A 12403-nucleotide genomic window follows, 5' to 3' on the forward strand; every position below is an offset into this window, starting at 1 on the left:
GGGGGGCTCTGCCCGGCGGCCCTGGGGGCCGGCATCGGGACCAGGTGTAACCAAGCGGGGCGGCGGATCATTCCACCGGGGCTCTCGGAGCCCGGACGCTCTGGAGGATGTAACCGAGGCGGCCCGGTCGGTGTTCCCGGCGACCGCCGCGCACCGGCGACCCGGGGTCGCGGTGCCATGCCCGGTATAACGACCCGGCCCGGCCCCCGATTCCGCCGACCAGGTGGCCTCGACCACTCGACATAAGGCGCAAACCCGACACTCGACATGTCTGGGGCCGAAGCCCTTGCGATGATCCACTCGCGTTCCGTAAAACTGCGGTATCCCAGTGCCGGTTATAGCCCGACTTCACCAAAACCGAGTGGATCACGCCTGCTGGCCGCGTGCGGAGTGAGGACATGCGGCGCAATCTGCGCAAACCCGCCCTCATGGGTGACCCATGGGACGCCTGTGGCTCCCTGGGCGTCCGCGCCTGCACTAGCCCGGCCCCCGCGCATCCAGCCCCTGGGCGCAGGAGTCCGGCTGCCGGGCCCGGGCTGCTGGGCCGGGGCTGCGGCGCCCGGGCAGCCGGGGCCGGGCTGGCCGGGGCCGGGCCGCCGGCCGTCAAGATCGTGCTCGATCCAGGAAAGAGGGCTTTCCGGCGGCGACGAGGCCACTACAACCAGGATCGAGCACGATCTTGCGAAAGATCGGGCACTCCACCCGCACGCCACGATCCGGGATGGTGGGCAGCGTGGGCGTGCACGGGCGGCCTCGCATCGTTGGCTGGGGGCGGGCCGGACGTGCGGGTGGGGCAGTCCGTGACACCGCGGACTGCCCCACCTGACTGCGTGGACGGGATCAGAACCCGAGGACGCCCCGCCCGCCGACCACCGGCAGTCGCAGTTCGCTGTCGTTCGGTGCCACTCGCAGCTCGGTACCGCCCAACGGCAGGAGGGTGTACTCCTGGTCGCTGGAGAAGACGACCACGCCGATCCGGTGCCCGGCCGGGAAGATGTAGTCCTTCGGCTCCAGGGTCCACCGGTAGTCGTACATCTTGCCCTGCCGCACCTCCGAGGTGCGGGCGGCGTTCTTGCGGTTCTGCGGGTCCATCCAGCCCCGGGTCACCACCGTCGGCGCGGCGGTCGACCCGGCCGGGCCGTAGTCGACGAGGTACGCGGTGAGGTTCGCGTCCGGCTTGTTGTCGATCGCCATCCGCAGCCGCATCTCCGGACGTCCGGAGATGCGCACGCTCTGCGTCAACTCGGGGGAGCGGTAGGCGAGCCGGTTCGCGCTCGCCGTGTCGGGGTTGGCGACAAGCGTGTCCGGGTGGATGGTCCGGCCCTCGTCGACGAAGCTCTGCTCGACAGTGGCCTTCGGCGGCTTGCCCGTGGTGAGCGCCCCCGGGGTGGTGGCGTCGGTGGCGGCGAACCGCAGCCCGACCGTACGCGCGGCGGGGTCGGGCCAGTTGGCGTACGTGGTGTAGGCGCGGTCCTCGCGTTGGAGCACAGCGGTCGGCTCGTCCATGATGCCGTTGCGGACGTTCCACAGCCAGAAGTCGAACCAGCGGTTCTCGGTCTGCTTGTAGGTCCACGTCTGCCCGCTGGGCAGGGTCACCGAGGCGCTGCTGCCCGGGCCGCCGTGCCCGCCCTGGTGCAGCCAGATCTTGCGCGGTACGTCGTGCTTGGCGAGCTGGTCCCACCAGCCGGCGAAGTGCTCGGTCTTCACGTTCCAGTCGTTGAGGCCGTGCACGACGAAGACGCTGGCCGTGACGTTGTCGGCGTCGAGGTAGTCGCGGTCCTGCCAGAACGTCGAGTAGTCGCCGGTGATCCGGTCCTGCTCCTCGGTGATCTTCGCGAGTTCGTCGGCGCACTGCCCCTCGGCGCGTGCCTGCCCGGCGGTGTACTGGGCCAGGATGTCGAGGTCCTCGCCCTGGAACGTGCCGGGCGCGACGACCAGACCGTTCGCCCGGTAGTAGTCGTACCAGCTGCTGATCGCGGAGACCGGCACGATGGTCTTGAGTCCCTTGACTCCGGTGGTGGCGACCTGGTTGGGCAGCGTCCCGTTGTAGGAGACGCCGGTCATGCCGACAGCGCCGGTGGTCCAGCCGGCGGTGACCGGGGCGCCGGTGGCGTCGTACCCCTTGGCCCGGCCGTTGAGCCAGTCGATGACGGCCTTGGTGCCGAGCGTCTCGGCCTGGTCGCCGCTGGTGGGGCAGCCGTCGGAGTCGCCGGTGCCGACGCTCTGTCCGAGCACCACCGCGTACCCGCGGGGCACGTAGTAGTCGTCGAGCGAGCCCGGCAGGTTGGCCTTGGCCTGGGCGCGCTGGGTGCCCACGTCGAGCGCCCGCCGTCCGGAACTGTCGGTCAGACCGTTCTGCGGCAGGTCGTCGACAAGCACGCTGGGGTACGGCACGTCACCCCAGGTGTCCTTGCGGTACGGGCTGTGTTCGAAGATCACCGGCACCTTGAAACCCTGCGTGGCGGTCTCCCGGGGGCGGGAGATGTCGATCGCCACCCGGTCGAGCCGACCGTCGTGGTCGGTGTCCACCGGGGTCTGGACGAACACCCGCTCCTCGATCGCGTCGGCGAGCGAGAACACCGGTTGGGTCATGCCGTCGCTGACCACGATGCCGGTGGGCGTGGTGGTCGTGGGCGGGGCCGCAGTCGCGGTGGAGGCTGCGGCAAGGACCAGAGCGCCGGACACACCGACGCTCAGTAGGGCCAGATGGCGGGGTCGACGCACGCGCGTCTCCCTTCGGTTGGGCTGGTCGCCGGGTGTCGGCAGGGGCCTATCTCGAAGATCCATTCGTCGCCATGCTAGGTGCGGGCCCGGGTCCCGTCGATCCTTTCGGCGGGGGGATGTGCTCGTCATCCACAATGTGCCGTTTTGGCGGAGGGTGGCAATCGAACCGTCATCGAACCGATCCTGGCGGTGACCTGCTGCGGAAATCCCGGCCACACCAGCGGAAAAACCTGTCGGTGAAGGCCTCTGAAGATCACGCGTCCGTGCATATGATCTTGCGGAAAGCCGCCCGAAGAGGCGCTTTCGTCCACATTAGACGAGGAGCAGCATGCTCAGGACAACACGGTGGCTGTTGGCCGTCGCCGTCACGGCCACAACGCTCACCGCCCTACCGGGCGGCGCGGCCACAGCGGGACCCGGTGGCGCGGCCACAGCGGGACCCAGCGGCATCGGGCTGACCGGCCCACCCGCAACCTCGATCGACGGCAGGACGCACACCGTCACCCTGCTGACCGGCGACGTGGTGACCGTCCGCAGCACCGGCTCGGGATGCCCGCACGCCAGCGTCCGGCCGGCCGACGAGAACGCGGTGATCCGCCAGACCTGCGGCCCCGACGGTCACCTGCACGTCATCCCCGCCCGCGTCGCGTCCCAGATCGGCTCGGTCCTCGACCCCGACCTCTTCGACGTCACCACGCTGATCGCCGACGGGTACGACGACGACAACTCCGCCGAGCTGCCGCTCATCGTGCAGCCCGCCACCGCGTCCGCCCGGGTCGCCGCGCTCGGTGACGTACTGCCGCTGCCCAGCATCGGCGCGGTGGCCGGCCGGGTACCCAAGAAGAGCCCGGCCACCGCGAAGCTGGCGACCAACTCGCTGCTCGCCGGCGCCAAGAAGGTCTGGCTGGACCGCAAGGTGCGCGCCACCGCGCTCACCGGCGGCGGGCAGCAGCGCGACCTCGACCGCAACCTGGGGCAGATCTCCGCACCCGAGGCCTGGAAGTCCGGCTACACCGGCGCCGGCGTACGGGTCGCGGTGCTCGACACCGGCGCCGACTTCACCCACCCGGACCTGGTCGGCCGGGTCGTGGACAGGTCCGACTTCACCGCCGAGGGCGGTGACGCCGTCGACCACAACGGCCACGGTACGCACGTCGCGTCGACGATCGCCGGCACCGGCGCGGCAGCGCACGGGCAGCGTCGCGGCGTGGCCCCGGACGCCAAACTGGTGATCGGCAAGGTCCTCGACGACCACGGCTCGGGCGAGGACTCCGGGATCATCGCGGGCATGGAGTGGGCCGCCACCCGGGCCGACGTCATCAACATGAGCCTCGGCGGCAGCGACCCCGACGACGGCAACGACCCGTTGTCGCTCGCCGTCGACGGTCTGAGCAAGCAGACCGGCGTGCTGTTCGTCATCGCCGCCGGCAACAGCGGCGGAGCCATCTCCTCGCCGGGCTCCGCCGCCAGCGCGCTCACCGTCGGCGCGGTGGACCGCGACGACAAGCTCGCCGACTTCTCCAGCCGCGGACCCCTTGTCACAAGCAACGTGGCCAAGCCGGAGCTGGTCGCGCCGGGTGTCGACATCGTCGCCGCGCGGGCCGCCGGCACCAACCTCCAGGACCCGATCGACGAGCACTACGAGGCGATCAGCGGCACCTCCATGGCCAGCCCGCACGTCGCGGGCGCCGCCGCCCTGCTCGCCCAGCGGCACCCGGACTGGACCGGTGCGCAGCTCAAGGCCGCGCTCGTCGGCGCCGCCGACCCGCTTACCGGAGTCGACGCGTACGCCGTCGGTGCCGGCCGGCTCAACGCGGCCCGCGCCCTCGGCGGCCCGACCAGCAACCAGCCGGTGGTCAACCTCGGCACCTTCACGTACCCGCAGTCCGGCGCCAGCGAGGCGAAGCTGAGCTGGACCGGCGCGGCCACCCCGGCGACGACGGTGCTCGACCTCGACGTGACAGTGGTCAACCACGACGGTCAGCCGGTGCCGCGCGCCGCGGCGTCGCTGTCGACGGCCCGGCTGACGCTCAAGCGCGGCTCCACCGCCGAGGCGAGCCTGCGAATCGATCGCGCGGCGCTGGCCAACCGGCCGGGCTTCTACCTGGCCACTGTCACCGCCCGCACCGCCGGCCACAAGCTGGTCGCGACCACGCCGGTGAGCTTCTACGTCGAACAGCCCAGCTATGACCTGACGATCCACACCAGGCCGTTGTCCGGCCTGAAGGACGGCGCGGAGAGCTGGATCAACCTCGCGGTCACCAACCTCACCGACCCGGTGCTCTACTACGGCGGGGCCGGCGGTGCGCCCGGTGACGACTTCACGCTGCGGGTTCCGGCCGGCCGGTACTCGGTGCTCGGCGCCTCCGTCGCCTACTACGTCGACAGCGACGTGCTGGAGACGACGCTCGTCGGCGAGACCGACGTGACAGTCACCGCCAACCGGAACGTGACGCTCGACCCGGCGCGGGCCAAGCCGGTGACCGCGACTGTCGACGGGGTCGCCACCCGGGCCACCAAGACCGATCTCACGAACGTCCAGACGTCGGTGAACGGTCTGTCCTGGTGGAACCAGATCAGCGGGTACGGAACCGCGACGGCCGTCCGCACCTCCGCACTGCCGAAACCCGGCGTCGGATCGCTGCGCAGTTGGGCCGCCGTCAACCTCGACGCCCCGGCCGGCACTGCCAAGCCGTACCGCTACAACCTCGTACACGAGTACCCGAACGGCGTACCGGCCGATCCCGCGTACCGGGTGAACGCCGCCGAGCAGGCGAAACTCGCCCGGATCGAGGAGCGGTTCCACCAGGCCGACTCGGAGGGGATGGTCACCCAACTGATCCGCAACGCCTTCACGCCGGACGGCGTGTGGCTGACGGAGACCCACGAGGGCAACCTGCCGCCGTACCGCACCGACTACCTGTCGCCCGGCTACCTCTGGTCCGACGAGGGCGTCTACGGTGGCCTGTCGGCCCAGGAGGCACCGCGCCGCTACCAGCCGGGCAGCCGGCAGGCCAAGGTCTGGGCGCGGCAGCCGCTGCACTCCGGCTTCTACGACGACCCGGCCGGCGTCGGCTACAGCTGCGCCACCGCGCCGTCGCGGACCCGGGGCAACCTGCACATCGACCTGGTGACCCTCACCGACCAGCACCAGCGGGCCGACTGCCTGCAGGGCAACTCGATCGGCGTGAACCGCAAGCTGTCGTTGTACCGCGACGGCAAGCTTGTCGACGAGCGCAACCTCCCGCTCGCCGACTTCACAGTGCCGCAGCAGATGGCGGACTACCGGCTGACCCTCGACGTCGACACCAGCCTGATCCTGCCGATCTCGACCAAGGTCACCACCTCCTGGACGTTCCGGTCGGCCGGGCCGGACGGCACCGTAAGCGTGCCGTTGCCGCTGCTCGCGGTGGACTACGCGCTGCCCATGGACACCGCCAACCACGTCACCGGCACGACTGCCGAGATGGCCGTCCGGCAGGCGAACGGCGTCAAGGCGCAGCAGGTGACCTCGGTTCAGGCCTGGACCTCGACCGACGACGGCGCCAGTTGGACGTCCGCCCGGGTCACCGCGAGCGGCGACAGCTACCGGGTCGCCCTGCCGAAGGCCACCGCCGGGCAGGCCGTATCGCTGCGGGTGAAGGCCGCCGCGAACGGCGGTAGCGGCATCGACCAGACCATCATCCGGGCGTACAACGCCGGCTGATCGTCACGCCGCTGGTGCGGCCCGGCCCGCGACCGGGCCGCACCAGCAACTCCCGGGGTCACTGCCCCTCCCAGACCACCTTCGCGCCGGAGTCGCCGGTGCGGACCACGTAGTACACCGCGACGCCTGCGGCTATCAGCGACAGCACCTGCAACGCCACGGTCAGCGCCCGACCCGGCCGGGCACCTCCGGTGCTGCTCGCCTCGGCGGCTCGCGGCGGAACGAACCAGACAAGCGCCAGCGCCACGATCGCCAACCCGAGGGTCGCCCAGAGCGTGTTGTCCCCGAACTCCTGGTGCGCCTCGATCTTCGGAACGAACTCGGGGGTGACCCGGTTGGCCGCCCGCATCCGCGCGAAGAAGGCATCTCCGGACTGCGTCGCCAGCAGGGCGGCGACCGGCGCACCCACGGCGAGCAGCCCCAGCACCCAACGGGTGTGCGGCCGGATCGGCGCGACGAGCGCGTAGCCGACGCTCAGCAGGGCCAGCAGCGGGACGAACACCACAGCGGCGTGCACCACCAGAGGGTGGGCGGGGAGGCCCATGAACTCCTCGAACATCGTCGATCTCCTCCGGTGGCGTCTGACGGACGTCGATCGTCCGGGACCGGACGTTATCGGGTCAGCGGTCGCAGCGCAGGACGGCCAGGTCGACGGCGTCCGCCATCGCCTGCATGCCCCTGTCGTTCGGGTGGAGATGATCACCGCTGTCGAACAACGGCTCGAGCCTGCGCGGGTCGTCCGGACTGCGGGTGATCACGTCGAAGTCGACAACGGCGTCGAACACGCCACTGTGCCGGATCCAGTCGTTGACGCTCTGCCGCACTGCCTCACCCGCGTCGTCGTACTCCGGCCAGCCCTGGTACGCCATGACCGTGGCGCCGACGACGCACCGGCCCGCCGCGTGCGCCCGGTCGACCAACTGCCGGTAGCCGGCGGTCAGGTCGTCCACAGTGACACCCGTGTGAGCCTTGATGTCGTTGATGCCCTCGTGGACGACCACGGTGTCGACCCCCGGGTGGGACAGCACGTCGCGGTCGAACCGGCGCAGCGCGGCCGGCCCGGCACCGCCGGCGAGCACCTTGTTACCGGAGATGCCCTCATTCGCCACGCCCCGCACCGGGCTGTCGGGCGCGGCCCGCAGCCGCCGGGCCAGGTAGTCGGGCCAGCGGCGGTTGGTGTCCCTGCCGGAGTTCAACCCGTCGGCGATGGAGTCGCCGAGGACGACCACCGAGCTGACCGCCGTGGACGTCCGCACACTGACGGCGTCCAACCAGTACCAGGACTTCACCGTCGCGGTCCAGTTGGTCGCCGCCTCCTCGGCGGCATGGTCACCCGCGCTGGCGTACGACGTCTGCAGGGCCTCGACGTGCCCGCTGCGCATGCCCAGCGCGCCGATGACGTGGAGACTGACGACGAGGTCGCTCTCCGGGGCCAGCTCGCCGGTCAGCGGGTCGCTCAGGATCATCTCGCCCGCCGCGACGGTGACCGAGGGCTGACCGCCGAACGTCAGCCGCCGGTTGCTGCCCGCGACCAGCTCCGCACCCTGCCGCCGCAACCCCGCGTAGACGCTGGCGAAGGTGACCGGGTGCTCGCCGAACGCGTTCGTCAGCCGGATCCGCAGGGCGTCCCCGCCGACGCTGGTCCGGACGACGAGCCGGTAGCTGCCCTCGGCCGGCCCGGCACCCAGCCGCTCGGCGCTGGCGGCCCAGGTGACCGCGAAGTGCTGTTGGTCCCGACCCGCCGCCGGCCCGGGGTCCTGGGCCCGAACCAGCGCCGGGGCCGGGTCGTGCCGTGCCCGCTCCAGATGCACGACCAGGGGTACGCAGAGCGCCGCCAGCAGCGCCGCCACGGTTGACGCCGTCACGCGACGGGCCGACCCGGCTTGCATCAACGGGCTCCGGGGAAAGCGGGATTCACCTGAGGCCCTTACCGAAATTGCTGCTCAGGGCGACCCGCGCGGCGCACGGCAGCTCGCCCGGGGCCAACTGGGTGTGCGCCGGCCGCCACAGCTCCGCACCGTTTCCGGTGACCCGGGCCAGCAGGCAGTCGTACTGCGCCGCCCGCAGGGCCACGCCGACCCGGCCGTCCTCTGCGCTCACGTCCACCACGATGGCCGGATCCAGCTTCAGGTCGTCGATCGCCGTACGAACCGCCGTCCCGTCCGGGTCGACGGCCTCCAGAGCGTTCTTCAACCGGTCGTCGACCCCGTCGAGCGACGGGTCCTGGGCAACCTGGAGGGGATCGTTCGGCGGGCACTCGATGTCGTCGTCGCGGCTGTCGTCGCGCGGGCCGAGCTGAAGACGAAAGCAGATCGCCTCGTCCCGTTCGTCGATCACCGAGCCGTCCGCGCCGATCTCCACCCCGTGCCCCGCCACCCGCAGCACCAACGTCACGCCGGTCTGCCAGTGCGTCTCACCGGAGACCTTGAGAACCGCGACGTCGGGGTCCTGGTTCGCCGAGTGCACGTACTTGTCGGCCTGGTAGAGGTGGTCGGCAACGAATCGGGCCTGGACCCGGTCCACCTTCTTCGCGGCGTCGACCACAGCACTGCCGTGGATCGGGTCGTCCCGACTGTGCACATAGCGCCACAGACCGGCACCGACCAACGCCACCACCAGCAGCAGGACGCCGCCGAAGATTCCCCGCCGTTTCCCGTTCAGCACTGACGGATTATGTCGCAACCGGGACGCCGCCGACGCCCCCCGGCTACCGGGAGCGCGGCAGGCAGTCCTTCTTGTACTTGAGGCCCGAGCCGCACCAGCAGGCGTCGTTGCGCTCCGGCGGCCAGGGGATCCGCGCGCTCGGACGGGCCTGCACCTCGGCCGCGTAGCCCGCCCGGACCGCCGCGTCGGTCGGGTCGCCGTCCCGTCTACCGGCGACCGCGTGCAGCCCGTCCACGCTGGCGCGGAACACGCCAAGCCCGGCCTGACCGGCTTCCCGGAGCCGGACCAGCTCCTTCTCCAGCCGGCCGCGGTGCGCGTCCCAGTCCGGCCCGTACACCTCGGTCAGTGCGGGGTGCTCGGCGAGCAGCCGATCCAACTCGGCGCGCGGCCAGAAGAGCAGGTCCGTTCCGGCGTCCCGGCGCTCTCCGGCCCGGCGCACCAGCTGGGCCTCCAGCCGGTCCGCCAGATCGTCCTGCCGATCGTGTGGGAGGTTCAGATTCCGGCGTACCCGGTGCCGCTGTTGCAGGAGGAGGAAGAGCACCCCCGGCGCGTCCGGCGGACCGAGTTCCGCCACCGGGTCGACCGCGGTGATCGCCTGCGCCGGCTTGTCGGCCGCGTTCGCGCGCTCGCCCAGCAGGGTGTCGACCGCCTCGCTCAGCCAGGTCTCGGCGGTCGCCGAACGACCACCCGCGTCCAGCGCGGCGCTCACGTAGGCGGGGGCGTCGGGCTGCCCGAGCAGCAACGGGCGCAGCGCTGTCAACTCCGCCATCGCCTCGTCGTCGCGACCGCCGGCCCGGAACAGGGCCCGGGCCCGCAGCGCCCGGGCGAACCCGGCACGCGGGTCGTCCCCGGACGGGTACGCCGCCAGCGCCTGCTCGGCGTACCGCAGGGCGGCCTCGGGCCGCGCCCGGATCTCGGCGATCTCGGCGGCCAGGGTCAGCGCGTCCCCGGCGTCGTCCGGATCCTCAAGCCGACCCTGCTCGGCCGCCTCGGCGACGTCCGCGGCGACACCGAGCGGGTCGGCCGTCCCGAGCGCCGAGCGGCGCAGTTCGGCGAGGTCAGCCTTGGTGAGTACGTCTCTCGTCGGCACGATCTCACGGTACGTCGGAGGGCTCCCGTCCGGCCCAATTATGGTCATCTGCCGTCAACCCGGCCTCGATAGCGTCCGGTCGCCAGTTTCTCGACCAGGTCGCACAAAGGCGGAGTTATGGGCACGGTAGATCGGCGTACCTTCCTCAAGGCGATGGGTGTCCCCGCGATCGGCGCGGCGCTCCCGCTGGACCTCAGCAAGGCACTCGCCATCCCGGCGAACAACCGGACCGGCACGATCAAGGACGTCGAGCACGTCATCATCCTGATGCAGGAGAACCGCTCCTTCGACCACTACTTCGGCACCATGCGGGGCGTACGCGGCTTCGGTGATCCGCATCCGGCGACACTGCCCTCCGGTAAGGACGTGTGGCACCAGCCCAACGGGTCCGGCGAGCTGCTGCCGTTCCGCCCCGAGGTGCAGGACCTCGGCCAGACCTTCCTGCCGGACCCGCCGCACGGCTGGAACGACGGGCACGCCGCCTGGAACGACGGCCGCTTCGACGGGTGGGTGCCGAACAAGGGCGTCACGGCGATGACCTACCACAACCGCCAGGACCTGCCGTACCACTACGCGCTCGCCGACGCGTTCACCGTCTGCGACAGCTACCACTGTTCGCTGATGGGCCCGACCGACCCGAACCGCTACCACCTGTGGAGCGGCTGGGTCGGCAACGACGGCAAGGGCGGCGGCCCGGTCATCACCAACGCGGAGGCCGGCTACGACTGGTCGACCTACCCGGAGCGGCTGGAGCGCAACGGCATCTCCTGGAAGATCTACCAGGACGTCGGCACCGGCCTCAACGCCGCCGGCTCGTGGGGGTGGACGAACGACCCGTACATCGGCAACTACGGCGACAACTCGCTGCTCTACTTCCACAAGTACCAGGACGCGCAGCCCGGCACGCCGCTGGCGGACAGGGCGAAGACCGGTACCGAGATCAGGACCCAGGGCCGGGACCCGGAGGCGCTGCTGGCCGACTTCCGCGCCGACGTCGAGGCGGGACGTCTGCCGGAGGTCTCCTGGATCACCGCACCCGAGGCGTACAGCGAGCACCCGAACTGGGGGCCGGCGTTCGGCGCCTGGTACATCTCGCAGGTCATCGACATCCTCGCGGCGAACCCCGAGGTGTGGAGCAAGATGGCGCTCTTCGTCACCTACGACGAGGAGGGCGGCTTCTTCGACCACGTGGTCCCGCCGACGCCCCCGCAGAGCCGCGAGCACGGCCAGTCGACGGTGCCGACCACCAACGAGATCTTCCCCGGCGACGCCGACCACCCGGCCGGACCCTACGGCCTCGGCATCCGGGTTCCCATGGTCATCGTCTCGCCGTGGACGCGCGGCGGCTACGTGAACTCGCAGGTCTTCGACCACACCTCGCTGATCAAGTTCCTGGAGGCGCGGTTCGCCGACGGCCGTCCGGACCTGATCGAGAAGAACATCACCCCGTGGCGGCGGGCCGTCGTCGGCGACCTGACCAGCGCCTTCGACTTCCGGCACCCGAACCGCTCGCGAGAGGTCCGGCTGCCCGACACCGACGACTTCAAGCCCGAGGACCTCATCCGGCACCCCGACCAGGTGCCGGTGCCGCCGGTCGACCAGCGCCTGCCCAAGCAGGAACACGGGGTACGCCCGGCGCGGCCCATCCCGTACACCCTGTACGCCGACGCCCGGGTCGACGGCGGCGCGCTCCGGATCGACTTCCGCAACACCGGCGGGGTCGCCGCGGTCTTCCAGGTCCGCCAGGCCGGCAGCGCGGACGCACCGCGCAGCTACACCGTCGAGCCGGGCAAGCACCTGACCGACACCTGGGCGATCGGGTCCTCCTACGACCTGTCTGTGCACGGCCCGAACGGCTTCCACCGCCGATTCACCGGCGGCCCAGCCCACCTCGACATCACCCCCTCCTACGAGGAGCGCAACGACAAGGTGGTCCTCACGCTCCGGAACCCCGGATCGAAGCGGGTCGAGGTGACGGTCACGGACCGGTACAACTCCCGGCCCGTCACGCTGTCGCTGCGCCCGGGTCAGACGGAACGCGCGCACTGGCAGCTCTCCCGCACCCACGGCTGGTACGACCTGACAGTCAGCGTCGCGGGCGACGCCGCCTTCGCCTACCGGTACGCGGGCCACGTCGAGAACGGCAAGGACAGCATCAGCGACCCGGCCCTCGGCGGGCTGGTCTAGGGCGCGTGGTGTCCCGTCACCCGGGGCGTGGT

Annotated in this window: 7 protein-coding genes; 2 read left to right on the forward strand and 5 right to left on the reverse strand. The window is 71.2% G+C overall.

Going from position 1 to position 12403, the window contains the following annotated elements:
- Nucleotides 1–840 precede the first annotated feature (840 nt).
- Nucleotides 841–2724, reverse strand: coding sequence for a Xaa-Pro dipeptidyl-peptidase (locus AB0B86_RS00005; RefSeq protein WP_357414600.1), 1884 nt, complete (start codon nt 2722–2724; stop codon nt 841–843).
- Between the two features lie 328 nt (nt 2725–3052).
- Between AB0B86_RS00005 and AB0B86_RS00010 the strand changes: the two genes are divergently transcribed.
- Nucleotides 3053–6430, forward strand: coding sequence for a S8 family peptidase (locus AB0B86_RS00010; RefSeq protein WP_357413121.1), 3378 nt, complete (start codon nt 3053–3055; stop codon nt 6428–6430).
- A gap of 58 nt (nt 6431–6488) precedes the next feature.
- Here AB0B86_RS00010 and AB0B86_RS00015 read toward each other — a convergent pair whose 3' ends face one another.
- The 4 genes from AB0B86_RS00015 to AB0B86_RS00030 form a co-directional block, all read right to left on the reverse strand.
- Complete coding sequence (locus AB0B86_RS00015) at nt 6489–6989, reverse strand: DUF2231 domain-containing protein (RefSeq protein WP_357413119.1); 501 nt, start codon at nt 6987–6989, stop codon at nt 6489–6491.
- Nucleotides 6990–7050: 61 nt separating this feature from the next.
- Nucleotides 7051–8295: an SGNH/GDSL hydrolase family protein gene (locus AB0B86_RS00020; RefSeq protein WP_357414602.1), complete on the reverse strand. Its 1245-nt coding sequence runs from the start codon at nt 8293–8295 to the stop codon at nt 7051–7053.
- A gap of 49 nt (nt 8296–8344) precedes the next feature.
- Complete coding sequence (locus tag AB0B86_RS00025) at nt 8345–9094, reverse strand: hypothetical protein (RefSeq protein WP_357413115.1); 750 nt, start codon at nt 9092–9094, stop codon at nt 8345–8347.
- A 43-nt stretch (nt 9095–9137) separates the two neighbouring features.
- Complete coding sequence (locus tag AB0B86_RS00030) at nt 9138–10184, reverse strand: SEC-C domain-containing protein (RefSeq protein WP_357414604.1); 1047 nt, start codon at nt 10182–10184, stop codon at nt 9138–9140.
- A gap of 117 nt (nt 10185–10301) precedes the next feature.
- Between AB0B86_RS00030 and AB0B86_RS00035 the strand changes: the two genes are divergently transcribed.
- Nucleotides 10302–12371, forward strand: coding sequence for a phosphocholine-specific phospholipase C (locus tag AB0B86_RS00035; protein WP_357414606.1), 2070 nt, complete (start codon nt 10302–10304; stop codon nt 12369–12371).
- Nucleotides 12372–12403 lie beyond the last annotated feature (32 nt).

Source organism: Micromonospora sp. NPDC049047, from assembly GCF_040649135.1.
Taxonomy (GTDB): domain Bacteria; phylum Actinomycetota; class Actinomycetes; order Mycobacteriales; family Micromonosporaceae; genus Micromonospora.